We start from the raw sequence: 26,363 nt of genomic DNA, 5'->3' as shown, positions 1-26,363 counted from the left end.
TTATTGCTATGTACGAAATCACTTTGCTGACCGCCCTTGCTGGCGCGTTCATTGTGCTGATCATCAGCCCCGGTCCGAACTTTCTGGTCATCACCCAACTCTCGTTCAGCCAGTCACGGCAGCAGGGCATCTGTGCCGGGCTGGGCGTTGCCTCGGGCAGCATTCTCTGGGCCTTGCTGGCTGCCACCGGGTTGGGGCTGGTGTTTCAGCAGTTGCCATGGCTGCAACCGACCCTGCAATTGCTCGGCGGTGCCTACCTGACCTGGCTCGGCAGCAAAAGCCTGCGCAGCGCCGGCAGCCAGCCCAAACCCAGGGACATCGCTGCGCTGGGCATTGGCAGTCTGAGCCGTGCCTATCGGTTCGGCTTGCTGACCAACCTGACCAATCCCAAGGCGCTGGCGTTCTACACCAGCGTGTTCACCACCGTGACCACGCCGGGCATGCCGATGTGGGTGCGTACTGCGGGTGTATCGATCATCGCGGTACTGGCGATTTCCTGGTTCGTGCTGCTCGCCACGCTGTTTTCGATACCTGCGGTACAGACGCGCTATCAGCATATGAAAAAGGCCATCGACATCATCACCGGGTTTTTCATGATCGCTTTCGGCCTGCGCCTGCTGATCGGTTTGCTGCCGGCTGCCTTCATTCACTGAAACATCTGTAAAGGAATACCTGCATGCATCGCAACGACTGGCACTACCCGACTTCCATCCGCGCAGGCGCAGGACGCGTCAACGAACTGGCCGACGCCTGCAGGGTGACCGGCATACAACGTCCGCTGCTGATCACCGACAGCTTTCTGGGCAGCACCGACATGATCGCCAGCGCCGTAGAGGACTGCCGCAGCCAATTGGGCCACTGCGGCCTGTTTGACCGAGTCAAGGGCAACCCGACCGGCACCAACGTCGCCGAGGGGCTGCACGCTTACAGAACCGGAGGCTACGACGGTGTGATTGCGTTTGGCGGCGGCTCGGCGCTGGACGCTGCCAAGGCAGTCGCACTGATGTCGGGCCAGACCCGCCCGTTATGGGATTTCGAAGACATCAACGACAACCATCTGCGCGCCGATCCGGATGGCATTGCGCCGCTGATTGCGCTGCCGACGACGGCCGGGACCGGCTCTGAAGTCGGGCGTGCGTCGGTGATTACCGATGAACAGGCGCAGGTCAAACGCACCATCCTGCACATTCGCATGATGCCGCGCATCGCGATTCTGGATGCCACGCTGACACTCGACCTGCCCAGGCACTTGACCGCCGCCACTGGGGCCGATGCCTTGACCCACTGCATGGAATCCTGGTGTTCGCCGGCCTGGCACCCGATGGCCGAGGCGGTTTCGGTCAAGGGCATGCAGATGATCAAAGCGTTTTTACCGCGCGTTGTTGCCGATGGGCAGGATCTGGAGGCGCGACAGCAGATGCTGGTGGCCTCCAGCCTTGGCGCGGCCGCGTTTCAGCGCGGGCTGGGCGGCGTACACGCGATCGCGCAGAGCCTTGGGGCGCTCTACGACCAGCATCATGGCTTGCTCAACGCGATCCTGCTGCCCTACGTGCTAGAGGCCAATCGCTCGGTGCTGCAGACGCAAATGGACGATCTGGCGGTTTACCTGCGGTTGCCGTCGCCCGGGTTTTCCGGGGTGATGGACTGGCTGCTGACGCTGCGCGAGCAGATTGGCATTCCACATACGCTGAGCGAGATCGGCATCGATGATCGCGAAGCCGAGCGGGTCGGACGGATGGCCTTTGCCGATGGATGCTCGCACACCAACCCGATTCGCCATTCGGCGCAGGTCTACGCGCAGATTTTCAGCCGTGCAGTGAGGGGCGAGTGAACCATGGCTACCCTGAACGAGGCGGGCATACAGCGTCTTGACCAAGTCTGGCGGAGTTTCGTCGAGCAGGGCCGGATCGTCGGCGGCGTGCTGTTGCTGGCTCGCCAGGGCCGCCTGGCATACGCCAGTGCGCGCGGCTGGGCCGATCGCGAGCAGCAGATTCCGGTCACCCGCAGCACGCGTTTTCGCCTGGCCTCATTGACCAAGCTGTTGACCTCGGTCGCGGTGTTGCGGCTCTGTGAACGGGGTGTGCTGGATCTGCACGCTTCGGTGACTCACTGGTTGCCAGCCTTTCGACCGCGTCTGGCCAATGGCCGCGAGCCGCTCATCACGCTGCAGCACCTGCTGTCACACACGTCCGGTTTGAGCTATGGCTTTGAGCAGGCGCCCGATAATGCCTATCAGCGGGCCGGGGTGTCGGACGGGCTGGACCGGGTAGCGTTCGACCTGCAGGAAAACCTGACGCGTTTGGCGCGTGTGCCCTTGCTGTTCGAGCCCGGCAGCACCTGGGGGTACTCGCTGGCCACGGATGTATTGGGTGCAGTGGTCGAACAGGCCACTGGCCTGAAGTTGTCAGAAGCCATCGATAAATGGGTCACCGCGCCTCTGCGCATGCATGCGACCTCATTCAGGCACCTGCCGGAGCGGCCGCTGGCCAGTGCCTACAAGGACGGTGTCAGCGGCCCGCAGCGTATCGGCGATGACGATGGTGTGTTGCTCGCCAGCGGCAAGGCGCAGCTTTCCGCAGCCCGCGCCTTTGACACAGATGCGTATCAGTCAGGCGGGGCGGGAATGCTGGGCACGGCGGATGACTATCTTCGGCTGCTTGAATGCCTGCGTCTTGGCGGAGCGCCTCTATTGAGTGAAGCCAGTACCGCGCGTTTGCTGGGCAATGCGATTGGCCAGACGAGCATCGCCAGTCGCGGGCCCGGCTGGAGGTTCGGGCTGGGGCCGATGATCCTCACCGATCCAGTGCTCGCCGGGCAGCGGCAGGGCGCGGGAACCTGGTCATGGTGCGGGCTGTATGGCAGCCATTACTGGGTCGATCCGCGTGCTGCGCTGAGCATGGTGGTCCTGACCAACACGGCGGTTGCCGGCGCGTGGGGCGAATTTGCCGACGCAATCGTCGATGCGCTTTACCCCAGGCTGGGGGTCAGGCCCGGGCAAATTGCTTGCGGTAACTGCTCGGGCTGATGCCTACCAGATTGCGGAAGTGCCGGCGAAACGACTCTTCGGAGCCGAAGCCGGCGCGGTCCACCACTTCGTTCAGGCGTAATTTCGACGATTCCAGCAGTTCCTTGGCGTAGGCAATGCGCTCACCGAGCAGCCAGTCGTAAGGCGTCAGCCCGGTGCTTTCCATGAAGCTGCGGTGCAAGGTACGGGTACTGAGCGCCGCGCGTGAGGCCATCTCCTTGATGGTATGCGGGCGCTGCAAGTCGCTGCGAATCCAGTCCATGAGGTTGGAAATCGGCCCGTCGCTGGCCGATACCAGTTGCCGGGATGCGTATTGCGATTGACCGCCTTCGCGATGAGGTGGAATGACCATGCGCTGCGCGACCATGTTGGCGACGCGCGAGCCGTGATCGTTGCGCACCAGGTGCAGCATCATGTCCAGCCCTGCGGCCGAGCCTGCTGCGGTCACGATGCTGCCCTGATCCACATACAGTTCGTTGGGCTGAATGGTCAGGCCCGGGTACATGGTGGCCAGCAGGTCGGTATAGCGCCAGTGGGTCGTTACCTTGTGCCCGTCGAGCAGACCTGCCGCCGCCAGAACGAAGGCCCCGGTACAGATCGAGCAGATTCGCGCGCCGCGTGCGTGAGCCGCCTGGAGCTGTTCGATGAGCCGTTGCGGGACCTCGGATTCCACCCCGCGCCAGCCCGGCACGATGATCGTGTCGGCGTTTTCCAGCAGCACCTCGCCGGGTGTCGGCACGATGGTGATGCCCCCGGCAGCGGTGATCGGGCCGTCGTCGACCGGGAAGGTCGCGAACTCGTACCAGCTGACGCCCAACTCTGGTCTTTTCAGCGCAAAGACTTCAACCGTGCAGCCAAATTCGAAGGTGCACAGCTGGTTGTAGATGAGTGCGACAACGAGATGATTTTTCATGGCGCGATGTTACCGGATATTGGCATTTCAGCCAGTAGTTTGGCGTGATGCTACTGAGTAATCTGCTCTGTGTCACCGCTGAAACCCGCTTAACCCTCAATATGATGCAAGTGGTCTGCCATGCAGGCCCTGGAGCCAACTCGTGCCACTCAATATCGGTATCTACGTTTATGACGACGTCGAGGTTCTCGACTTCGCTGGCCCCTATGAAGTGTTCACCACCGCAACCCGCATGCACGCCCGCAATAGCCGTGATGACCGGCAGTTGTTCAACGTGTTCACCATCGGCCGCAGCACGGCGCCGGTGCGTGCCCGCGCCGGGCTCAAGGTCGATCCGGATTTCTCGATCAACGACCATCCGCCCGTCGACTGCCTGATCGTCCCGGGTGGCGTGGTGACCGCCGAACTGGAAAAACCCGACGTGATCCACTGGATCAGTGATCAATCGGAGCCTGGCCGCGTGGTCGCTGCCGTGTGCACCGGCGCCTTCCTGCTGGCCAGGACCGGCAAGCTGGCCGGCAAGCAGGTGACCACGCACTGGGAAGACATCGACGACCTCAAGGAAATGTTCCCGTCGGTGGACGTGCTCAGCACGCTGCGCTGGGTCGATGAAGGCTCGTTCGTGACCTCGGCAGGCATTTCTGCCGGCATCGACATGAGCCTGCACCTGGTCGAGCGCCTGCACAGCCGTGAACTGGCCGAACGCACCGCGCTGCAGATGGATTTCGACTGGACCGAGAACGACTGAGTCATCCAGTCGCGCTGCGGATACCCCTGAAGAGGCTATGTGCGCGAAATGTGCATAGCCAGCGCTTCAACGCTATAGCCAGCGTCCGCCTTACCCCCGCTTGAGACACTCATTCGAACGACCGATAACCCGGCCAACTCGGTGTTTCGGCGGGGGTTTCCTGTATTCCCGAGCCTTTGGCTCAGCGGCAGGACCGCACCCACCTTTGCAAAACCAGAGTGCAGGACACATGAAAACCCACTTCTTCAAAGTCGTTCAAACCGTTGCACAGCACGGTTCGTTCTCCGAGGCCGCCGCCATTCTGGGCTGCAGCCAGTCGAACATCAGCTATGCGATCAAGGAAGTCGAAGATTTTTTCGAAAAACGCCTGTTCATTCGCAGCCGCACAGGTTGCACGCTCACCCCTGAAGGCAAGGTCATCAGCCAGACCCTGGGAAATATCATGGCCACGCTCGAACAACTAAAAAAAATGGGGTCAGTGGCAGCGTCACCATTCATTACCACTCGCACATCCGCGAAACCGGCCTGAGCGCCTCGCTGGACTTTCTCGCCCATCATTACCCCGATATCCACCTGAATGTGCTGCACCGCAGCGAACAGAATCCGTCGCTGGACGCATTGATAAAGGGCGTGGCCGATATTCTCATCCTGCCGGGTACTGTGCTGGACGAGCATTACCTCGAACACCATTGCTGGTCGGACCACTACGTACTGGTGGCGGCGCGAAGCAAGCAGGGCAAGGCGCAATGTTTCGCCGAGCTTGCGCAGGTGTCGCGCTATGTTGCCTGGCGGCATCCGGGCGTGGAACGCCTGCACCAGCAACTGGCATCGGCACAGGTACGGCTCAGCCATCGCGGCGAACTCAGTTGCCTGGACACGCTGCTGGACCTGGTTGCCAAGCGCCATTGCATCTCGATTGTGCCCAGCGCGCTGTTGAGCGGGCGGCTTCGCGAGCTGGAATCGATCCCGTTGCCGCTGACCGTGAGGCGTCAGATCAGCGTCGTGGCGCGGCCTGCTTCATTGCTGTCCAACGCCGCCAATGCCGTGGTTCAGGCACTGAAAAAACCACCTGCTTCAAACACTCAGTCTCATTGAGGAATATGTCGTAAAACGCTGTCAGAGTGCCCTCAACGAGCGTTTGACTACGATATGAATGCAACGAATCGGGCCGGCAAGGCTCATATCCGTAAGCAATACATTCAGGATGCCCCGCACGCGGGGCGTCTCAGGTCGCCGATTCGAGAGGAAGACTGAACGCTATGACGATACCGGACAAGCAGTACGTGGACTGGCTGGTCGAGCAATCGATGCTGAACGCCGCAAGACAGCGCGCCAAGACCTATTCGGGGCAGGGCAGGCTCTGGCAGCGTCCTTTCGCCCTTGCACGTCCCAGAGACGCCTCCGCTATCGCCTCGGTCTGGTTTACCGCCTACCCGGCCTCCATCGTCACCCGCGAAGGCGGCTCGGTGCTCGAAGCGCTGGGGGATGAGACCCTCTGGCATGCACTGTCGGAAATCGGCATTCAGGGCATTCACAACGGGCCGCTGAAGCTTTCCGGCGGCTTGCAGGGCCGCGAGCGCACGCCAAGTATCGATGGCAACTTCGACCGCATCAGTTTCGGCATCGACCCGGACCTGGGTACCGAGGCGCAGTTGTTGAGCCTGACGCGCATTGCCGCAGCGCACAACGCGGTGATCATCGACGACATCATCCCGTCGCACACCGGCAAGGGCGCTGACTTCCGCCTGGCCGAGATGGCGTACGAGGATTACCCCGGTCTGTTCCACATGGTCGAGATCCGTGAGGAAGACTGGCAACTGTTGCCTGAAGTGCCTGCGGGCCGCGATGCTGTCAACCTGATGCCCGATGTGGTGGATCAGCTGCGCGACAAGCATTACATCGTCGGCCAGTTGCAGCGGGTAATTTTCTTCGAGCCTGGGGTCAAGGAAACCGACTGGAGCGCCACTGACGTGGTACAGGGCGTTGATGGCAAGGCCCGCCGTTGGGTTTACCTGCATTATTTCAAGGACGGCCAGCCCTCCCTGAACTGGCTGGACCCCAGCTTTGCCGCGCAGCAGATGATCATCGGCGACGCGCTGCACGCCATCGATGTCATGGGCGCCCGCGTATTGCGTCTGGACGCCAACGGCTTCCTTGGTGTCGAGCGTCGCGCCGAGGGTACCGCCTGGTCGGAAAGCCATCCGCTGTCGATCACCGGCAACCAGCTTTTGGCCGGTGCGATCCGCAAGGCGGGCGGCTTCAGCTTCCAGGAGCTGAACCTGACCATCGATGACATTGCCTCCATGGGGCAGGGTGGCGCGGATCTGTCCTACGACTTCATTACCCGGCCGGCCTATCAGCACGCGCTGCTGACCGGCACCACCGAGTTCCTGCGCCTGATGCTGCGTCAGGTACATGCCTATGGCATCGATCCGGCGTCGTTGATCCATGCCTTGCAGAACCACGATGAACTGACCCTGGAACTGGTGCACTTCTGGACGCTGCACGCCCACGATACTTTCCATTACCAGGGCCAGACGTTCCCGGGCAACATCCTGCGCGAGCACATCCGTGAGGAGATGTACGAAAAGCTGTCCGGCGAACATGCGCCGTACAACCGCAAGTTCGTCACCAACGGCGTCTCTTGCACCACGGCGAGCATCATCACTGCAGCGCTGGGCATTCGTGACCTGAACACCATCACCGATGCCGACATTCAGCAGATCCAGCACATTCACCTGCTGCTGGTGATGTACAACGCCATGCAGCCGGGCGTGTTTGCTCTGTCGGGTTGGGACCTTGTGGGTGCCCTGACACTGCCGGCCGAGCAGGTCGACCATCTGATGCAGGATGGCGACACACGCTGGGTTCACCGCGGCGCCTACGATCTGGTCGATCTGGACCCGGAAGCCGAGTTTTCTGCGGGTGACATGCCGCGTCCCAAGACGCTGTACGGCAGCCTGGTCACTCAGCTCCAGCGTCCCGATTCGTTTGCCTCGCAGCTCAAGAAAATTCTCGCTGTGCGCCGCGCTTATGACATCGCCGCAAGCCGTCAGATTCTGATTCCGGATGTCGAGCATCCAGGGCTGCTGGTCATGGTCCATGAATTGCCGGCCGGCAAGGGCACACAGATCACTGCGCTCAATTTCAGCGCGGAGACCATCGTCGAAACGCTGCAACTGCCCGGTATCGCGCCGGGTCCGGTGGTCGACATCATCAACGAGCGTGTTGAAGGCGATCTGACCGAGCAGGGCGAGTTCACTATCACCCTGGACGCCTACGAAGGGCTGGCCCTACGCGTGGTCAGCGCCTTGCCACTGTAAGGTGTAACGCGCAGCGGGATCGGCTGCGCGTTACCGCTGAGTCAGGCTGCTCAGGGCTGATGCTTTTTCAGGCGATAGGCAAACTGGGCGCGGCTCAGGCCCAGCAAGCGCGAGGCTGCCGCCAGGTTGCCTTCGCTCTTGTCCAGCGCCTCCTGGATCAGGCGCTGTTCGAGGCCGTCGATGGAGAACGCCTGATCCGGCTGATTCAGGGAGTCCAGCAGCGAGGCAGCAGGTGCCTGCTGTCCGGCAGGAGCCGATGCCTGACGCAGTGCTCCATGGTGATTCAGCGAGTAGGCGTCCCGCGGTAACGATTCGTTGCGGAAAATATGCACCAGGTCGATGGCCTGGCCTTCGTCGCTGGCGATCAGGCCGCGCTCGATCAGGTTCTGCAATTCACGTACATTCCCGGCAAAGTCATAACCCAGCAGGGTTTTCAGCGCGCGCATGGTCAATCCGGCCGGCGTCCTGCCGTACTCCTGACAGAAGCGCTTGAGAAAGAAATTGATCAGCAGTGGAATGTCATCGCGGCGCTCGCGCAATGGCGGCAGGGCGATCGGGTAGACGTTGAGGCGATAGAACAGGTCTTCACGGAAATCGCCAGCGGCCACCGCCTTGCGCAGATCGACGTTGGTCGCCGCCACCACTCGAACGTTGACCTTGATGCCGTGTACACCCCCGACGCGCTCGATTTCCCGTTCCTGCAAGGCGCGCAGCAGCTTGCTTTGCCCGGCAAGGCTTAGCGAGGTGATCTCATCGAGAAACAGCGTGCCACCGTTGGCGCGCTCGAAACGCCCGGGTCTGGAGTGCGTGGCCCCGGTATAAGCCCCTCGTTCCACCCCGAACAACTCGGCCTCGATAAGGTTGTCCGGGATGGCTGCGCAGTTGAGCGCCACGAACGGGCCTTCGCGGTTGCGGCTGAGCTGGTGCAACTGGCGGGCGAACATTTCCTTGCCGACTCCGGACTCACCGCTGATCAATACGGTTGCCGGGGTCATCGCCACTCGTTGCAACGCCTGGCTGGCCGCATTGAAGGCAGCACTTGCGCCTACCAGTGGCTGGTCAGTGGCGGTCGGCGGGCTTGCCTCATAGCTCGCTGCTGGCGTCGGGGCGCTGTGCACTGGAGCAGGTGAGTTGACCGCTCTCAGGTAGCTCAGGTCGCGTTCGACATCGCCCCATTGTTCCGAGGTTTTGCCGACCACACGGCAGCTCGCATGCCCCATGCCCCGGCATTCGACTTCGCGGAAAACCACCATCTGTCCGAACAGGCCGCTGACAAATCCGGTGGCGTAGCCGATTTCGGTCCAGCACACCGGGTCCTGGCCGATACCATAGGCTGCGACATGCTCGTCGGCTTCGCACGAGTGATGCCAGAGAAACTCCCCCTCGTAGAACCCTGACTCGGCGTCGAATTTGAAGTGCAACGGTTCGACCTTGGTCATGCCTTCCAGGGTATGCAAGTGCGTACCGGCCCGAAACGCCGAAGAGGCGTCAGCCTGTGGCCAGCGTTCGCGAATCAGTCGGGCGTCACGCGCGCCAGACAGATACCCGGCACGGGTGAACATCCCGCGTGCCTGCTCCTGGCCCAACCGCTCGATGATCTCGCGGCGCAGGGTGCCGAACGATGAGGTGTGCAGCAGCAACATGCGCTGGTCGTTGAGCCAGATGCGCCCATCGTCAGGCGAAAAGAACAGGCAACTGGTCAATTCCTCGGCGGTTGGCGAGCCGCCTGCGTGCGTTTGACTGCTGTCGCCGCGAGGCGAGAAATGCTCGGTGGGAACGCTGTGATCGGGCAGCTCGCAGTGAGGGTTGTTCATGGGTGTACCTCGGCCGGGCGATGGTCGAAATGATCAAATCGGGGCTTGATTAATAAACATAACTTCATCAAATGAACAAGCGCCTCCGCGTAGAGTTTCCACTGAGGGGGCTCGACGCTTCAGCGCGATCGTCGCAAACCCTTGTCCCAAAGCGGTCGAGTGATGACATGATGGTCGGATTACAATCCCGGCACAGGCTTTGCTCTGACGTATGTACGGCGCATGCTTCCCACTACAAAAGGGGCAGGCGATTACAACCATAAAAGCCGGAGTCTTAATATGTCAGCGTCTGATGGCACCCCCCTGTTGCAACGCGCGATTGAAGCCGAATGCGTTTTCAATGGCGACTGGATTCCTTCCTCGTCTCCTTCATTGCCCGTCATCGAGCCCGCGACAGGCGAGCTGTTGATGAACACAGCCATGGCTGATGCAGCAGACATCGCCGTGGCCTGCCGAGAAGCCGCGCTGGCTCAACCTGCCTGGGCGGCGCTGGGGCCGCGTGAAAAGGCCGACATATTTCTTCTGGCCGCCGATCATGCGGTCTGTGCGTTCGATGAACTGGCCCTGTATCTCGCCCGCGAGACCGGCGGCAGCTTGCAAAAGGGCCAGCACGAAGTGAACGAGACCATCGTGTTGTTGCGTCAGGCTGCGGGGATGCTGTCGCAGGCCCATGGTCATGGCCTGATACTGCCGAGTCAGGCAGGTCGTCTGTCCTATGCGCGGCGTGTTGCGCACGGTGTGGTGGGGGTGATATCGCCGTTCAATTTTCCTTTGGTACTGTCCCTGCGCTCGGTCGCTCCGGCGCTGGCTGCCGGCAATGCCGTGGTGCTCAAGCCCGATCCACAGACGCCGATCAGCGGCGGTTTCCTGATCGCCCGGCTGTTCGAGGAAGCCGGCCTGCCCAAGGGGCTGTTGCACGTTCTGCCGGGTTCGGCCGATGCTGGCGAAGCGCTGTGCCGCGACACTAACGTACAGATGATCACCTTTACCGGCTCGACCGGGGCCGGACGCAAGGTTGCCGAGGCTGCGGGTCGCAACCTGAAGAAAGTGTCGCTGGAGCTGGGCGGCAAGAATCCACTGGTGATTCTTGAAGACGCCGACCTTGATCTGGCCGCCAGCAATGCGGCGTTTGGTGCCTGGCTGCACCAGGGGCAGATTTGCATGGCCACCGGGCTGATTCTGGTGCATGAGTCCATTGTCGCCGACCTGACCCGCAAGCTGGCGGACAAGGCGCGGGCGCTGACGGTGGGTAACGCGGCACGCGGTGAGGCTGCTCTGGGGCCGCTGATCAACAAACGGCAATTGCAGCACGTGCATCAGGTGGTCAGTGACAGCCTGCAGGCCGGCGCGCGACTGGAAACCGGTGGCGAGTATGAAGGCCTGTTCTATCGACCGACTGTGCTCAGCGGCGTGAAACCCGGCATGCGCGCATTCGACGAAGAGATTTTTGGCCCGGTAGCGGTTGTGGTCAGTTTTTCCACGGACGAGGAAGCCATCGAGCTGGCCAATCGTTCCGAGTATGGCCTGGCGGCTGCGGTGATTTCCCCTGACATCGGCCGCGCGACGGCGCTTGGCGACCGACTCAGGTGCGGCATGCTGCACATCAATGATCAGACGGTGGCCGATGAGTGCGTCAACTCGTTCGGCGGGCGCGGTGCGTCGGGCAACGGCAGCAGCGCTGGCAGCCCCTCGGACTGGGATGAATACAGCCAATGGCAGTGGGTGACAGTTAAGAACCAGGCGCCGGCCTATCCATTCTGAGTCTGACTGATATTCCATGCTTCACTGCAACAAGTGATTTGATTCAATGGCAAAACGTGATCCAACAACAATAAGAGCGCGTGACTATGAACCTGAATAACAAAACACTGATCGTCACTGGCGTGTCATCCGGCATCGGCGCTGAGCTGGCACGTGTGGCGCGCTTCCAGGGTGCCCGAGTGATCGGCATCGATCGTCATGAACCGCAACTGACCGTGGACAGTTTCTTCCAGGCGGATCTCGCCGACCCAGGCAGTATCGACGCGTTGATCGAGCGTTTGCCCAAGCAGATCGACGGCCTGTGTAATATCGCCGGTGTACCCGGCACCGCCCCCGTTCAGGCGGTCGCCCAGGTCAATTACCTCGGGCTGCGTCACCTGACCCAACGCGTGTTGCCGCGCATCGTGTCGGGCGGCAGTATCGTCAACGTGGCGTCGATACTCGGTTCGCAGTGGCCGGAAAGGCTGGAGTTGCACAAGGCGCTGGCTGCCACCGAAAGCTACGGCGAAGGGCAGGAGTGGCTGGCGGCCAATCCGGTCGCCCATGAAACCTGCTACCAGTATTTCAAGGAAGCGCTGATCGTCTGGAGCTTCAAGCAGTCGCAGGAATGGTTTCGCGATCATTCGGTACGCGTCAACTGCGTCGCACCGGGGCCGGTGTTCACGCCGATTCTGGGCGATTTTGTCAGCATGGTTGGCCAGGAGCGGGTCGCCCGTGATGGCCTGCACATGAAGCGTCCTGCGCTGGCCGATGAGGTGGCCGAGGTGATTGCGTTTCTGTGTTCCGACGCGTCGCGCTGGATCAACGGTGTCAACTTGCCGGTGGATGGAGGGTTGGCCGCTTCCTACGTGTAATGGCTGCACGTGTTGCAACCCCGGCGACGCGTTCGTGGCGTCGGGGCTCTTGAAAACAACAACAATAAGTACAGGAATCACAAGATGCCCAAGTCAGTCTTGCGTACCGTTGCGACCGTATCATTCATCGCCTTGTCATCGACTGCATACGCCTATGACTTGCCCGGCCTCAATCTGGGCAACACCAGCTTCTACGACGGATCCCCGGCGCCTGCAGGCCCGGGCTGGTATCTGGAGGAGTATCTGAACTATGCCAAGGCCAATCGCTTCAATGACGTGAATGGCGACAAACTGCAACTTCCCAAACAGGATGTGGATGTCCTGGCGGTGACGACGCAGATCATCTACGTCGGTCAGCCAATGGCCAATGGTGCCATGCCGGGTATTACCGCAATCAATACGTCGCTGGCGCATGTCGACGTGGATGACGGTCTGGGCAACACCGCCCTGAGTTCGCGCGCCGGTTTCGGCGATTTGGTCATCGGCCCGTTTCTGCAGCTGCCGACGATCACCCGTGCCGATGGCAGCCCGCTGCTGACTCAGCGTATCGAGGCGGACATTGCGATTCCGGTCGGCGCCTACGATCGCAATCGCTCGATCAACCCCGGCAGCAATTTCTGGTCGTTCAACCCGTACTACGCCGCGACTTACTGGTTCTCGCCGAAATGGTCGGCCAGCGGGCGTTTCATGTATTTGTGGAACGGCAAGAATGATGACCCGCAAGCCGGGTTCGGCAATGTTTCCGACACGCAGGCAGGGCAGGCCCTGCACGCCAACCTGACGTTGCAGTACGCGGTTAACGAACAACTTTCGCTGGGGCTCAACGGTTACTGGCTCAAGCAGTTCACGGATACCCAGGTGGACGGCCATGATGTGAGTGGTCGCAAGGAAAAGGTCTGGGCCATTGGCCCCGGCTTCCTATATGCCTTCAACAAGGAGAACGTGCTGACGGTCAATAGCTACTTCGAACAGGGCGCGGAAAACCGCACCGAAGGCAACAAGGTGGTGCTGAATTTTCTGCACAAGCTGTAAGGCATGAGATTGTTTTGACTATCGTTCCAACGCTCCGCGTTGGAATGCAGTTCGTGACGCTCTGCGTCACACAAGGGTTCTGCGATGTCAGGTGGATTGAGGTTCGGCTCAGGTCACCTTTTCGCCCCTCGGCGAGTTACTTTGATGGGGCCAAAGTAACCAAAGCCCCTCGCTCCTGTTTCCGGCCCGACTTCGTCGGGTTCCTTCGCCCTGACACTGATCCGGGGGTCGCCGCAACGGGCCATCCATGGCCCAGGCTGTGTAAAAACTACTGCGCTTGGCAATACTGCGTTAAAAACAGGCGAAAAATGCTCATTTAGAACACCTAGACTCCGCTTTTTCGCCTGTTTTTGCCTTGTCTTGCCTTCGCTCGTGACGTTTTTACACACCCTGGGCCCGGTGCGGCTAGCCTGGCGTCCTGCCAGGCTACCCCCGGATCAGCGCCAGGACTCAGCCGTCACTAACGTCGCACTCTGCGTCGACAGTACCATCGCGATCAAAAAAGCAGCCTGAGATCTAAAACAAATCTCGCTTAACCCCCAGAACGATGTGACACGGATTGCTCATTGTTATACATAAATCCGCTCTTGATTCTGGCCGGAGGCCGTGGGAGTGGACCGGGCGACGCTTCGCTTGTTGGCGAAGAGGGCCTTGATCAGCTCGACTCTGCAGCCTTGAGCTCACGCTTCTCGATGGCGACTGATCTGGACAGCACGGTGATCGCCGCCAGTGCCGCAATCACCAGGCCTGGCGAGGTGGCCAGCAGTACGCCGGCGGTTCCGGCGCCAGCGCCCAGCAGTTGCCCGGCCGCCAGGGGGCCGGCGACCGAACCGAGACGGCCGATGGCCACTGCAGCTCCCACACCGGTGGCGCGTACCGAGGTCGGGTAGGAGGGTGGGGCCAGCGCATACAGCACCAACTGCGCGGCAATGACAAATACCCCGGCTGCAAACCCGGCAATGGCCATCGGTACGATACCGACCGACAGACCCACGCCTGCCAGCGCCGCGAGCAAACCGGCATAAACAAACAGCACCACCTTGATACCATTGCAGCGATCGAGCAACAGCCCGCCCAACAGCGATCCCAGTGCGCCGCCGATGTTGAACAACATCTGCACCATGCCCGCCTGCGGCTTGCTGAAACCCTGACCGATCAGCAGTGAAGGCAGCCAGTTGAGCAGCATGTACATCACGGTCAGGGTAAAGAAGTAACCGAGCCACAAGGCCAGCGTCGTGCGCGCCCGGCCTTCGCCGAACAACGCAGTGGCGCTTGAATGCCGAACGCTGCCAGCGCTGGTCTGCTGTCTGAAAGCGCTGGACTCGGGCAGCAACAGGATCATCAGCGGAACCACCAGCAGCGGCACCAGACCACCGATGATGAACGTGGTCTGCCAGTGCTCGCTGGTGAACATGGCCACGACCGCCGCCAGGGCACCACCCAATGGCACTCCTGCGTACATGACGCTGATGGCCAGCCCGCGGTGACGTTCGCTGACGGCTTCGGCGCACAAGGCAATCAGGTTGGGCAGCGCTGCCCCAAGACCCAGGCCGGTCATGAAGCGCACCAGCAGCAGGCCGGAAAAGCTCTCGACATACGCAGTGCTCAGCGAAAAGACCCCGAACAGCAGTACTGCGCTCACCAGGATCTTCTTGCGGCCGATGCGATCGGCAATCCACCCGCCAAAGAACGCGCCAGGCAGCAGCCCAATGATCCCTGCGCTGAACACCCAGCCCATCATTTTCGGATCAAGTGCGAAGGTCTGACGCAACCCGGCGGCCGCCGTTCCGGCAGCTTGCAGGTCGAAACCTTCGATGAGCGCAACGATAAAACACAAGACAATGGTCAGCGTCGATCGACGTAACGGACTGTTCATGGCAAGCCTCATTGTTGTTTTTGTTGTGGAGAAAAGCCTGTTCCCTAGCGCCAATCGAGGCGTTGTGACAGGTAGTTATCAAGGTAACAAAAATAACTAAAAATTGAATCTGGTCGAAATACTCGTAAAAAACGGATCTTAGTCTTTTAAAAACATTGAGTTAGAAGATGAATGTCGAGCGACTGATAAAGTAGTTAATAATATTAATGTTCGATTATCGATCACTTTGGATTGACGTGGCCGCAGAATCTTTCAATTCTCTGCTCACGGACCTGCAATCAAGCGCCGGACCGACTCCAAAAACAACAACAATAAGTGGACACCGAACATGTCGAAGCTCGCTCATGATGCAGCAAGCGCTGTGTCAGCTCCCTTTTTTCGTGGAAAACGTTGTGGCCTCGCGCTGGGCCTGCTGGGTATCAGTGCCATTCCCGACCCTGCACAGGCGCAGGGCTTTCTGGATGACAGCCATGGCACCCTGACGCTGCGCAACTATTATATGGACCGCGATTACAAGGATGATGGCGCCAAGACAGCAACTCGGGAGTGGGCGCAGGGCTTCATCATGAACGCGGAATCCGGCTTTACCCAAGGGCCGGTGGGGTTCGGCCTGGACGCCCGGGCGCTGGTCGGCGTGAAGCTGGATTCTTCGCCAGACCGCAGCGGCACCGAGCTGTTGCCGGTATCTGCCAGTGATGGCCGTGCGGCCGACGAGTATTCGCGGCTGGCCCTGACCGGCAAGCTGAAATTCCATGAAACCACGGTCAAGACCGGTGATGTGTCGATTTTCCTGCCGTTCGCTTTCGCCAGTCCCTCGCGACTGTTACCGCAGACCTTTCGTGGCACCACGCTGACTTCCAGGGACATCGATGACCTGACCCTCAACGCGGGCTACATCGACCGGGTCAACAAGCGTGACTCCAGCAACTACCAGGCCATCAGCATCGCTTCACCGAACCGCCGTTTCAATGGGGCGGCAACGTCGTCGCACATGGCTTATGCCGGTGGCGATTATCAGGTCGACAAGGACCTGAGCCTGCGCGCGTATCATGCCGAAGTAGACGATCTCTATACCCAGAACACCCTGGCCCTGCTGCACAAGCTGGCGATTGGCGACGGCGTGCTGAGCACCGATCTGCGCAGCTTTTTCAGCCGCGATACCGGCAGCGCGAAAGCTGGCGAAGTCGACAACCAGAACCTGTCCGCGCTGTTTGGCTACAAGTGGGGAGGGCACAGCGTCAGCCTTGGCTACATGCATTCCAGTGGCGACACGGCGACGCCTTATGTCTCGGGCACCGAACTGATGGGATTGAGCGAGATGACCATGAGCTCGGACTTCCTCAACGCCAAAGAGCGCACCTGGCAAGCCATCTACGACTATGACTTCACCGCCGTCGGGCTGGTCGGGTTGCGCAGCCGCCTGCGTTATGTGCGCGGCGACAACATTGAGCTGGCCGCTTTCAATGCCGATGATCGCAAGGAGCGTGAGTTTCAGATGGAGCTGGGCTACGTTGTGCAAAGCGGTCCGCTAAAGAACGTCGGGCTGCTGGCGCGCAAGTCGATCTATCGCAACGACTTCCCGGCAGGTGCAGCGTTTCGGGACGAGAACCAGACACGCTTTATCGTGCAATACAGCTTGCCGCTCTGGTAGCGACCCCCGCCTTGACGGCAGGGAAGCCGTTTAGGATTGATACACTTTTTTCAGCAACCTGAGCAGGTCCTGACGTTCCTTTTGATCCAGCGCTGCGGTGGATTCGAGGTCGCTGTCTACGGCGATCTGTTTCAGCTCGCGCAGCAGTGTTTCGCCGCTTTTGCTGAGAAAGATGCCGTACGAGCGTTTGTCCGGCTTGCAACGTACCCGGACGGCCAGCGCGCGTTCTTCGAGCTTGTTGAGTAATGGAACGACCTGAGGCGGTTCGATCGCCAGTGCTTTGGCCAGGTCTGCCTGCATGAGCCCCGGGTTCTGCTCGATGATCGCCAGGGCCGAGAACTGCGCCGGGCGCAGGTCGTGTGTGGAAAGACGTCCGATCAGGTTCTGGAACAGCTTGAGCTGCGCACGGCGCATGGCATAACCGATCAGATCATCCAGCGCAGAATCCGTTGGTAAAGGTGCCTCGGCAGCCTGTACGGGAGCCTGGCAAACGTCGGCGATGTCAGATGGCTTGGCCATTGAAAATGCGGTCCTTATGGTTTGATGGGTCAATCAGCCGATCAGTTTGCCGAGGTTGGCGAATGATAGCTATGGGGTGTTACTTCACTGTGACCCACGGGTTCGGACGGAGTGCCGAGATTTTGATTAATGTGAATAACAGTTAATTGACATAACTATATTTGCGGTTTAGCTTTGAGTCATCTTCAAGCCAAGAACAAGAGAGCATCGCCATGAGCAAATATGAAGGCCGCTGGTCAACCATCAAGGTCGAGATCGAGCAAGGTATCGCATGGGTCATCCTCAATCGGCCGGAAAAACGCAACGCGATGAGCCCGACCTTGAACCGCGAAATGATCGATGTGCTGGAAACCCTCGAGCAGGATCCCGATGCGGGCGTTCTGGTGCTGACTGGTGCGGGCGAGGCGTGGACCGCTGGCATGGACCTCAAGGAGTACTTCCGCGAGGTAGATGCCGGACCGGAAATTCTTCAGGAAAAAATCCGTCGGGAAGCCTCCCAGTGGCAGTGGAAGATGCTGCGCATGTACGCCAAGCCGACCATCGCCATGGTCAACGGCTGGTGCTTCGGTGGTGGTTTCAGTCCGCTGGTGGCCTGTGATCTGGCGATCTGCGCTGATGAAGCGACCTTCGGCCTTTCGGAAATCAACTGGGGTATTCCGCCCGGCAACCTGGTGAGCAAGGCCATGGCGGACACCGTGGGCCACCGCCAGTCGCTTTACTACATCATGACCGGCAAAACCTTCAACGGTCAGAAGGCCGCTGAAATGGGCCTCGTCAATGAAAGCGTGCCGCTGGCGCAACTGCGTCAGGTGACCATCGATCTGGCCAACAATCTGCTGGAAAAAAATCCGGTGGTACTGCGCGCCGCCAAGCACGGCTTCAAACGCTGCCGCGAACTGACCTGGGAGCAGAACGAAGACTACCTGTACGCCAAACTCGACCAGTCACGTCTGCTGGACAAGGAAGGCGGGCGCGAGCAGGGCATGAAGCAGTTCCTTGATGACAAGAGCATCAAGCCTGGTCTGGAAGCTTACAAACGCTAGTCGGGTATCCAGAAGTTTTAAAACCGAGTCTGTAGTTCCTGATAAAGATAATAAAGAGGAATCACCATGCTGGACGTGCCCCTGCTGATCGGCGGCCAGTCGTGCCCCGCGAGTGACGGACGTACATTTGAACGCTGCAACCCGGTGACTGGCGAGGTGGTTTCGCGGGTGGCCGCGGCGACTCTGGAAGATGCCGATGCGGCGGTCGCAGCCGCTCAGGCTGCGTTCCCCGGCTGGGCGGCGATGGTGCCCGGCGAGCGTCGGGCGCGTCTGCTCGAAGCTGCCGCGCAGTTGCAGGCCCGCAGCGGCGAATTCATCGCTGCGGCCGGCGAAACCGGAGCAATGGCCAACTGGTACGGCTTCAACGTACAGCTGGCCGCCAACATGCTGCGCGAAGCGGCATCCATGACGACGCAGATTACCGGCGATGTCATCCCCTCCAATGTTCCCGGCAATTTTGCCATGGCGCTGCGCCAGCCCTGCGGTGTGGTCCTCGGTATCGCGCCGTGGAATGCGCCGGTGATTCTTGCCGCGCGAGCTATCGCCATGCCACTCGCCTGCGGCAATACCGTGGTGCTCAAGGCTTCGGAGCTCAGCCCAGCCGTGCATCGGCTGATCGGCCAGGTGCTGCAGGATGCCGGGCTGGGTGACGGTGTGGTGAACGTGATCAGCAACGCGCCGGCCGATGCGCCGGCGATTGTCGAGCGCCTGATTGCCAACCCGGCAGTACGGCGGGTCAATTTCACCGGTTCCACTCATGTAGGCCGCATCGTCGGTGAACTGTCGGCGCGGTATCTGAAACCGGCACTGCTGGAACTGGGTGGCAAGGCACCGTTTCTGGTGCTCGACGACGCCGATCTCGACGCGGCAGTAGAGGCCGCCGCCTTTGGCGCTTATTTCAATCAGGGCCAGATCTGCATGTCCACCGAGCGGCTGATCGTGGATTACAAGGTCGCCGACGCCTTCGTTGCCAAGCTGACGACCAAGATCAAAACCTTGCGCGCCGGCAATCCGGATGACAGTGAATCGGTCCTCGGGTCGCTGGTCGACGTGGGTGCCGGGACGCGCATCAAAGGCTTGATCGATGACGCCGTGGCGCTTGGCGCAACGCTGGTGATTGGCGGGCAGTTGCAGGAAAGCATTCTGCAACCGACGCTGCTCGACGGTGTGACAGATGCCATGCGCCTGTACCGCGAGGAGTCCTTCGGCCCGGTGGCCGTGGTGCTGCGCGGCGACGGTGACGAAGCGCTATTGCGACTGGCCAACGATTCGGAGTTCGGTCTCTCGGCGGCGATTTTCAGTCGTGATACCAGCCGGGCCCTGGCGCTGGCGCAACGGGTCGAGTCCGGGATCTGCCATATCAACGGCCCCACCGTTCACGACGAGGCGCAAATGCCCTTCGGCGGGGTGAAGTCCAGTGGCTATGGCAGTTTCGGCGGCAAGGCCTCGATCGAGCACTTTACCCAGTTGCGCTGGGTGACGTTGCAAAACGGGCTACGGCACTATCCCATTTGAACCACCCGATCTGAAACCTTCCAGGCCGGCGGTAACGCTCTTTTACACAAGACCGTGTCGCCGGTGACTCAGGCACAACAATAACAAGGCTGCAGCCTGGTGCTGCAACGCTTGGTCCGAACCGCTGCGTAGCGTTTGGCGCCTGCGTACCTTGATGGAGAGAACGCACGTGAGTTCCGATATCAGATCATCAACGCTGCAAAGTGAAGATAATACACCGCGCTACCGTCAGGTCTCGATCGGCCACCCGCCCATCGAGGTGCGGGAAGAGCAGGGCGTTCTGCACATGCGTTCCCTGGAGCCCCTGGCACGATTGCCCGACCGGCTGCTTGACCGGCTGGTGCACTGGGCTCAGTTGCGTCCGCAACAAACCTTTATTGCCGCCCGCGACAGCCGTGGCGGCTGGCGCAAGGTCAGTTATGCCGAGATGCTGACGGATGTGCGCGCTATCGCGCAGAGCCTGCTGGCGTACGACCTTTCCGCCGATCGGCCGCTGGCGTTGCTGTCAGGTAACGACATCGAGCACTTGCAGCTTGCTCTGGGTGCCATGTACGCCGGCATTCCATACTGCCCGGTATCACCGGCGTATTCGGTCATGTCTCAGGATTTCGCCAAGTTACGACACGTCTGCGACGTATTGCGGCCAGGATTGGTATTTGTCAGTGATGCCGCGCCGTTCCAGCGTGCTATCGATGCGATCATTCCTACGGACACGCCCGTCATCACTGTACGCGGACAGCTCAATGGCAGGCCTCATCTGAGCTTCTCCAGCCTGCTCGAAGAGCCGGGTGGCAGCGAGGCCGATGCCGCTTTCCTGGCCAGCGGCCCCAACACCATCGCCAAGTTTTTGTTCACCTCGGGCTCGACCAAACTGCCCAAGGCGGTGGTGACTACCCAACGCATGCTGTGTGCCAATCAACAGATGCTGCTGCAGACGTTCCCGGTGTTCGGCGAAGAACCGCCCGTGCTGGTCGACTGGCTGCCCTGGAATCACACCTTCGGCGGCAGTCACAACATCGGTATCGTGCTGTACAACGGTGGCACGTTCTATCTGGACAACGGCAAGCCCACCGCACAAGGCTTCGCCGAGACTTTACGCAACCTCAAGGAAATTTCGCCTACCGCCTACCTGACTGTGCCCAAGGGTTGGGAGGAGCTGGTCAACGCGCTGGAGCAGGACGCCGAGCTGCGCGAGCGATTCTTCTCACGCATCAAGCTGTTCTTCTTCGCCGCTGCCGGCCTTTCGCAAAGCATCTGGGATCGTCTTGACCGGGTGGCCGAGCAGCATTGCGGCGAGCGGATTCGCATGATGGCCGGGCTGGGCATGACCGAGGCTGCGCCGTCCTGCACCTTTACTACCGGGCCATTGTCGATGGCCGGGTACATCGGCCTGCCCGCACCGGGATGCGAAGTGTGTCTGGTGCCGGTGGATGGCAAGCTCGAAGGGCGGTTTCGTGGTCCGCACATCATGCCGGGCTACTGGCGCTCGCCGCAGCAGACGGCCGAAGTGTTCGACGAGAACGGCTTCTATTGCTCCGGCGATGCAATCAAGCTTGCCGATCCTGCGGCACCCGAACTGGGCCTGATGTTCGACGGGCGTCTGGCCGAGGATTTCAAGCTGTCGTCGGGCGTGTTCGTCAGCGTCGGACCGATGCGCAACCGCGCGGTGCTGGAAGGCTCGCCGTATGTGCAGGATGTGGTCATCACTGCGCCTGACCGCGAATGCCTCGGGGCGCTGGTGTTTCCCAGAGTGCACGAGTGTCGGCAACTGGCCGGGCTGGATGCACAGGCCACGGATGCACAGGTACTGGCCAGTGCGCCGGTACGCGAATGGTTCGCCGACTGGCTGGCGCGCCTGAATCAGGGCGCGAACGGCAACGCCAGCCGGCTGGAGTGGATCGTGCTGCTTGATCAGCCCGCTTCCATTGATCGCGGCGAAATCACCGATAAGGGGTCGATCAACCAGCGTGCCGTCCTGCAGTGGCGCGCAGACAAGGTCGAAGCGCTGTACCGTGATCAGGATCCGAACAAGCTCAGTGCAGCGCCTAAGGCATGAGTGGCGGCGGGCAGTATTCGGCATTCAGTGACGTGGCCATCTTCGATGCCGTGCGCACGCCCTGGGTGGATCTGGGCGGCGCTCTGGCGGCTGTCTCGCCCATCGACCTGGGTATCAAGGTCGGCCGCGAGGTGTTGGCACGGGCCGCCATCGAGCCGGATCAGGTTGACAGCGTACTGGCCGGTTCGATGGCGCAGGCCAGTTTCGATGCGTACCTGCTGCCCCGGCATATCGGCCTGTACAGCGGCGTCGCGCAGAGCGTTCCGGCACTGGGTGTGCAGCGCATCTGCGCCACCGGTTTCGAATTGTTGCGCCAGGCCGCCTTGCATGTGGGCGAAGGCGGGCAGATGGCGCTGTGCGTCGCCGCCGAGTCCATGTCGCGCAACCCGATCGCGGCCTATACCCACCGCAATGGCTTCTCGCTCGGCGCCGCTGTGCAGTTCAAGGATTTTCTCTGGGAAGCGCTGTATGACCCTGCACCGGCGATGGACATGATCGCCACGGCAGACCACCTCGCCAAACGGCATGGGTTGAGCCGTGAAGCAGTGGACCGCTATGCCTTGCTCAGCCATGAGCGGGCGCTGCAGTCGCAGGTTTCCGGCAAATGGACCGAGGAAGTTGTCCCGGTCAGCAGCGAGCGCTTTGCGCTGGAAGGCTATCAGCCGCGCGGCATCGAGTTGCCGCGAGGGGTTGAAGTGGTGACGCAGGACAGCCATCCGCGTGCGACCCATCTGGCAGCGCTGTCGCGTCTGCGCGCCATTCACGCTAACGGGGTGCAGACCGCAGGCAATAGCTGTGCGGTGGTCGATGGCGCTGCGGCGGCCCTGGTGGGGAGTGCTGCGCAATCGACGAGTCCGGTGTTGGCGCATCTGCTGGCTAGCGCGGTGACGGGTGTCGCGCCAGAGTTCATGGGTATTGGCCCCGCACCTGCGATCCGCTTGCTGTTGCAGCGCAGCGGGCTGGCACTGAGCGATATCGGTCGACTGGAAATCAATGAAGCGCAGGCCGCTCAGGTTCTGGCAGTGGCACAAACGCTGGAGCTGGACCACGAGCGGCTCAACTGCCTGGGTGGATCACTGGGCCTGGGCCATCCATTGGCCGCCACCGGGCTGCGTCTGGTCATGACCCTGGCCCGGCAACTGCGCGACACGGGCCTGCGCTACGGTATCGCTGCAGCCTGCGTCGGCGGCGGGCAGGGCATGGCGCTGCTGATCGAGAATCCCCACTATGCGTCCGAGCGTGTCTAGCCAGGAACATACCCGCAAATGCGACATTTTCCTGCTTTAAACGCTACGCCTCACGCAGGTCATCCTTTAGCGCTTGACCGAATCGTAGCGAACAGTGAATCTCGCACCTCTCGACCCCACGGAACCCCGTCTATGCGTGCCCTCGCTGAGCTTTCTTTCGATTTCGTCTGGCATTTGATGTTCACGGATGACAAGCAGCTCGACCAGGATCTGGCGGTGCGCTCGCTGGAAAATCTTTCCGATTACTTTTCGTTGATGTCCGACGAAGAGAAAAGGGCGTTCATCGCGGTGGCTCACGAACGCAAGGCGCGCCTTTTGGCTGTGCCCGATGCCGACGGCTACTCGCCGATACGTCTGGCCACCGAAGAGCAGGCGCAGTTTCTCGATCATGTGGTGTCCGGGCAGTTCTTCCAGCAGTTCGAGGGGCCCCTGGCGGCGGATGCAAGCGACCGCGTGGTGCCGATTCGCCGCTGAGCGGACCCACGCCGCCCGGTTATTGCTCGACGGCTTCCGGCAGCCTGGCGATGACCTTGATCTCGAAATCAAAGCCATACAGCCAGGTTACACCGACGCCGGTCAGGGTCGGATGCGGCGCGTCGCCCCAGAACTCTGGGATCACCTTCCATATCCGCTCGAACCTTGCCTCGGGATCGACAATGAACACCGTCACGTCGACCACATCGTCGAACGTGCAGCCGGCCGCCAGCAGGATGGCATTCAAGTTGTTGAACGCCAGGCGCACCTGTTTCTCCAGATCCGGCTCGGGTGAGCCGTCTTCGCGACTGCCGACTTGCCCGGACACGAACAGAAAACCATTGGAGCGTAGGGCGGGCGAATAGCGATTGCGCTCGTAAAGCGCCTGCCGGCCAGCCGGGAAAACGACGTCACGTTGGGTCATGGGTGTCTCCATCAACACTTGGGTACGAAAGCTGAAATCAGCGTTGAAGCCAGACTAGGCACTTGCGTCTGTGCGATAAACCAGCAACCGTACTCAGCACTGTTTGGGAAACCCAAACAATCGACAGGCTGCTGAGGCATGACAGGCGGGGGCGAGGATGGATCGTTTCGACGCAATGCAAGCGTTTGCCCGCGTGGTGGAAACCGGCAGTTTCACCAAGGCCGCGGCTACGCTGCACATGAGCAAGACCAGCGTGACGCAACTGGTGCAGCAACTGGAGGCCCGTTTGCGGGTCAAGCTTCTCAATCGCACCACGCGCCGGGTCAACGTGACTGCCGACGGTGCGGTGTTTTACGAGCGCGTGGTCAGGCTGCTGGCCGACATGGATGACGCCGAGACCAGCCTGTCCAGTGGCGCGTCGCTGCCCAGAGGACGATTGCGCGTGGACGTGCCCAGCCCGCTGGCCAGCATGCTGCTGATGCCCGCCTTGCCAGGCTTTCATGCGCGTTATCCGGACATTCAGATCGATATGGGCGTCAGCGACCGGATGGTCGATCTGATTGGCGAGAACGTCGACTGCGTGGTGCGGGGTGGCGAGATAGCCGATCAGTCGCTGATGGCGCGGCAGGTGGGCGACCTGCAACTGGGCGTTTACGCCGCGCCGGACTACCTGCAGCGAATGGGCACGCCTGTTCATCCGCAAGAGCTCGAAGACTCGGCCCATCGCATCGTCGGCTATCTGTGGGCGCGCACCGGCAAGGCGCTGCCCTATGCCATGCAACGCAACGGGGAAAAGGTCCATGTGCAGGGGCGTTATACGCTGGCAGTGGATGATGGCAATGCCTACGTTGCCGCAGGTTTGGCCGGAATGGGCATTCTCTGGCTGCCGGACTATATGGCCAAGCCGTATCGGGAGCGCGGAGCCCTTGTCCCGTTGTTCGAAGACTGGCAGCTGGACAGCATGCCGATGTATGTGGCCTTCCCGCCGAACCGTCACATCAGCATCAAGGTCCGCGTGTTTATCGACTGGATCACCGAGCTGATGGCCGAGCATGCACCTGTCACTCGGCCACCGGCACGCCCTGCGCAATAGCGCGCCGCGGGTTCAACGCCGTGCCGACAGTTGCTGAGGGGCCAGAAATGCGTCATGAAAATAGTTGCGGAAGGCCTGCATGGCCGGGCTCAATTCACGTTCGCGGTGCCAGGCCAGGCCGACGCTCATTGGCGTTACTGTGTCGGTGACGGTGATCGTTTCGATACGCTTGCCTTCCAGCGACCAGGGGCGATACACCAGATCGGAAAGGATCGCCACGCCGCTGCCGTTGGCGACCATGCTGCGTACTGCTTCCACCGAACTGGTGCGGATTCTGACATTAGGCTGTTGCCCGGCCAGTTCCCAGTAGCGCATGGCGCTTTGTTCGGCTTCGTCGACGGTCAACAGAATGTAGGGCTCCTGCGCGACGTCGGCGAGGCTGACAGAGGCACGTTGGCACAGTGGGTGATGGCTGGACAGCCACAGGCGGCGCTCGGAGTTGAACAACGTTTCCGAGATGATATCCGGGTGAGTGATGTTTGCCGTCAGCACCACCGCCATGTCGAAGCGACCTTGCAGCAGGCCTTGTTCGATGGCTTGTCGTTCCTGCTCATGCACCTCGATGGCGACGTCCGGGTGCCAGTGTTCCAGGCGCTGCAGATGATGCGGCAGGAAGTAGCCGATGACCGTGTAGCTGGCGGCCAGGCGCAATACGCCGCTGGCGCGGATATCGGGCAGCGGGCTGTTCAGCGCATCATCGACGCTGCGCAGGATAACGTAAGCCCTGTTGAGAAAGTGGCGGCCTGCTTCAGTCAGGCTCATGCCCTGCGCCGAGCGCTGAAACAACAGGGTGCCGAGCATGCTCTCCAGCTCCTTTATCGCCGTGGTGACCGCCGATTGGGAAATATTCAGGTGAATGGCCGCCTGCGAAATCTGCCCGATCTCGGCAGTTGCCACGAAATAACGGACCTGGCGCAGGGTCAGGGACATAAGCACTCCAGACAGAGTTTGTACCGAGCGGGGTATCTGTTTTTCAGAAGATAGCGTATCTGTTA

General features: G+C 60.9%; 23 protein-coding genes. 17 read left to right on the top strand and 6 right to left on the bottom strand.

Annotated features, from left to right (window positions below; translation table 11 throughout):
• Positions 1-8 precede the first annotated feature (8 nt).
• From V476_RS25025 to V476_RS25015, 3 genes are read left to right on the top strand one after another with little or no spacing between them, the layout of a single operon-like run.
• Positions 9-653, top strand: a complete 645-nt coding sequence (locus V476_RS25025) for a LysE family transporter (RefSeq protein WP_024960980.1) — start codon at positions 9-11, stop codon at positions 651-653.
• 23 nt (positions 654-676) lie between these two features.
• On the top strand, positions 677-1,831 hold the full coding sequence (locus V476_RS25020; RefSeq protein ID WP_024960979.1) for an iron-containing alcohol dehydrogenase: 1,155 nt from the start codon (positions 677-679) through the stop codon (positions 1,829-1,831).
• A 3-nt stretch (positions 1,832-1,834) separates the two neighbouring features.
• Entirely contained in the window at positions 1,835-3,025 is a 1,191-nt protein-coding gene (locus V476_RS25015; RefSeq protein WP_024960978.1) for a serine hydrolase domain-containing protein, read from the top strand.
• Here V476_RS25015 and ftrA read toward each other — a convergent pair.
• Positions 2,985-3,938, bottom strand: a complete 954-nt coding sequence (gene ftrA / locus V476_RS25010) for a transcriptional regulator FtrA (RefSeq protein WP_003314848.1) — start codon at positions 3,936-3,938, stop codon at positions 2,985-2,987. The genes V476_RS25015 and ftrA overlap by 41 nt on opposite strands.
• Positions 3,939-4,080: 142 nt before the next feature.
• Here ftrA and V476_RS25005 point away from each other — a divergent pair, with 142 nt between their 5' ends.
• The 4 genes from V476_RS25005 (at position 4,081) to treS (ending at position 8,009) form a co-directional block, all read left to right on the top strand.
• The gene (locus V476_RS25005; protein WP_003314850.1) at positions 4,081-4,686 is read left to right on the top strand and encodes a DJ-1/PfpI family protein; all 606 of its coding nucleotides are present in this window, start codon (positions 4,081-4,083) and stop codon (positions 4,684-4,686) included.
• Between the two features lie 229 nt (positions 4,687-4,915).
• A complete protein-coding gene (locus tag V476_RS25000) occupies positions 4,916-5,215 on the top strand; it encodes a helix-turn-helix domain-containing protein (RefSeq protein ID WP_003319346.1) in 300 nt (99 codons plus the stop codon).
• Complete coding sequence (locus V476_RS24995; RefSeq protein WP_235810970.1) at positions 5,212-5,781, top strand: substrate-binding domain-containing protein; 570 nt, start codon at positions 5,212-5,214, stop codon at positions 5,779-5,781. The genes V476_RS25000 and V476_RS24995 overlap by 4 nt, the downstream gene beginning before the upstream one ends.
• A gap of 164 nt (positions 5,782-5,945) precedes the next feature.
• Positions 5,946-8,009: a maltose alpha-D-glucosyltransferase gene (treS, locus tag V476_RS24990; RefSeq protein WP_024960976.1), complete on the top strand. Its 2,064-nt coding sequence runs from the start codon at positions 5,946-5,948 to the stop codon at positions 8,007-8,009.
• Between the two features lie 50 nt (positions 8,010-8,059).
• On the opposite strand, the gene V476_RS24985 is transcribed toward treS, so the two are convergent.
• Positions 8,060-9,823 carry a sigma-54-dependent Fis family transcriptional regulator gene (locus V476_RS24985; RefSeq protein WP_024960975.1) on the bottom strand — a complete coding sequence of 588 codons (1,764 nt, stop codon included), beginning with the start codon at positions 9,821-9,823 and terminating at the stop codon, positions 8,060-8,062.
• Positions 9,824-10,102: 279 nt separating this feature from the next.
• Between V476_RS24985 and V476_RS24980 the strand changes: the two genes are divergently transcribed.
• From V476_RS24980 to V476_RS24970, 3 genes are all read left to right on the top strand, one after another.
• Positions 10,103-11,584, top strand: coding sequence for a benzaldehyde dehydrogenase (locus V476_RS24980; RefSeq protein WP_024960974.1), 1,482 nt, complete (start codon positions 10,103-10,105; stop codon positions 11,582-11,584).
• 86 nt (positions 11,585-11,670) lie between these two features.
• Entirely contained in the window at positions 11,671-12,438 is a 768-nt protein-coding gene (locus V476_RS24975) for a coniferyl-alcohol dehydrogenase (RefSeq protein WP_003426464.1), read from the top strand.
• Positions 12,439-12,522: 84 nt separating this feature from the next.
• Complete coding sequence (locus V476_RS24970) at positions 12,523-13,470, top strand: SphA family protein (protein ID WP_003314856.1); 948 nt, start codon at positions 12,523-12,525, stop codon at positions 13,468-13,470.
• 655 nt (positions 13,471-14,125) lie between these two features.
• Here the strand turns inward: V476_RS24970 and mhpT are convergent.
• Complete coding sequence (mhpT, locus tag V476_RS24965; protein WP_024960973.1) at positions 14,126-15,346, bottom strand: 3-(3-hydroxy-phenyl)propionate transporter MhpT; 1,221 nt, start codon at positions 15,344-15,346, stop codon at positions 14,126-14,128.
• A gap of 328 nt (positions 15,347-15,674) precedes the next feature.
• Here mhpT and V476_RS24960 point away from each other — a divergent pair, with 328 nt between their 5' ends.
• Positions 15,675-16,997 carry an OprD family porin gene (locus tag V476_RS24960; RefSeq protein ID WP_004417619.1) on the top strand — a complete coding sequence of 441 codons (1,323 nt, stop codon included), beginning with the start codon at positions 15,675-15,677 and terminating at the stop codon, positions 16,995-16,997.
• A gap of 30 nt (positions 16,998-17,027) precedes the next feature.
• Here V476_RS24960 and V476_RS24955 read toward each other — a convergent pair whose 3' ends face one another.
• On the bottom strand, positions 17,028-17,516 hold the full coding sequence (locus tag V476_RS24955; protein ID WP_003314860.1) for a MarR family winged helix-turn-helix transcriptional regulator: 489 nt from the start codon (positions 17,514-17,516) through the stop codon (positions 17,028-17,030).
• A 212-nt stretch (positions 17,517-17,728) separates the two neighbouring features.
• Between V476_RS24955 and V476_RS24950 the strand changes: the two genes are divergently transcribed.
• The 5 genes from V476_RS24950 to V476_RS24930 all read left to right on the top strand — a co-directional run bounded on the left by V476_RS24950 (position 17,729) and on the right by V476_RS24930 (position 23,851).
• Complete coding sequence (locus tag V476_RS24950; RefSeq protein WP_003401024.1) at positions 17,729-18,559, top strand: p-hydroxycinnamoyl CoA hydratase/lyase; 831 nt, start codon at positions 17,729-17,731, stop codon at positions 18,557-18,559.
• Between the two features lie 66 nt (positions 18,560-18,625).
• Positions 18,626-20,074 (top strand): aldehyde dehydrogenase, encoded by a 1,449-nt coding sequence (locus V476_RS24945; protein ID WP_024960972.1) that lies wholly within the window; start codon positions 18,626-18,628, stop codon positions 20,072-20,074.
• Positions 20,075-20,243: 169 nt separating this feature from the next.
• Complete coding sequence (locus V476_RS24940; RefSeq protein WP_024960971.1) at positions 20,244-22,130, top strand: feruloyl-CoA synthase; 1,887 nt, start codon at positions 20,244-20,246, stop codon at positions 22,128-22,130.
• On the top strand, positions 22,127-23,377 hold the full coding sequence (locus V476_RS24935; RefSeq protein WP_024960970.1) for a thiolase family protein: 1,251 nt from the start codon (positions 22,127-22,129) through the stop codon (positions 23,375-23,377). The genes V476_RS24940 and V476_RS24935 overlap by 4 nt, the downstream gene beginning before the upstream one ends.
• Before the next feature lie 132 nt (positions 23,378-23,509).
• Positions 23,510-23,851 (top strand): hypothetical protein, encoded by a 342-nt coding sequence (locus V476_RS24930; protein WP_003394154.1) that lies wholly within the window; start codon positions 23,510-23,512, stop codon positions 23,849-23,851.
• A gap of 19 nt (positions 23,852-23,870) precedes the next feature.
• Here V476_RS24930 and V476_RS24925 read toward each other — a convergent pair whose 3' ends face one another.
• On the bottom strand, positions 23,871-24,275 hold the full coding sequence (locus V476_RS24925) for a RidA family protein (RefSeq protein ID WP_003394156.1): 405 nt from the start codon (positions 24,273-24,275) through the stop codon (positions 23,871-23,873).
• Between the two features lie 157 nt (positions 24,276-24,432).
• On the opposite strand from V476_RS24925, the gene V476_RS24920 reads away from it, so the two are divergent.
• Positions 24,433-25,368, top strand: a complete 936-nt coding sequence (locus V476_RS24920; RefSeq protein WP_024960969.1) for a LysR family transcriptional regulator — start codon at positions 24,433-24,435, stop codon at positions 25,366-25,368.
• A gap of 12 nt (positions 25,369-25,380) precedes the next feature.
• Here V476_RS24920 and V476_RS24915 read toward each other — a convergent pair whose 3' ends face one another.
• On the bottom strand, positions 25,381-26,298 hold the full coding sequence (locus tag V476_RS24915; protein WP_024960968.1) for a LysR family transcriptional regulator: 918 nt from the start codon (positions 26,296-26,298) through the stop codon (positions 25,381-25,383).
• Positions 26,299-26,363 lie beyond the last annotated feature (65 nt).

This window comes from Pseudomonas syringae KCTC 12500 (assembly GCF_000507185.2).
GTDB lineage: Bacteria > Pseudomonadota > Gammaproteobacteria > Pseudomonadales > Pseudomonadaceae > Aquipseudomonas > Aquipseudomonas syringae.
This window is presented reverse-complemented; position numbering and strand designations above follow the sequence as displayed.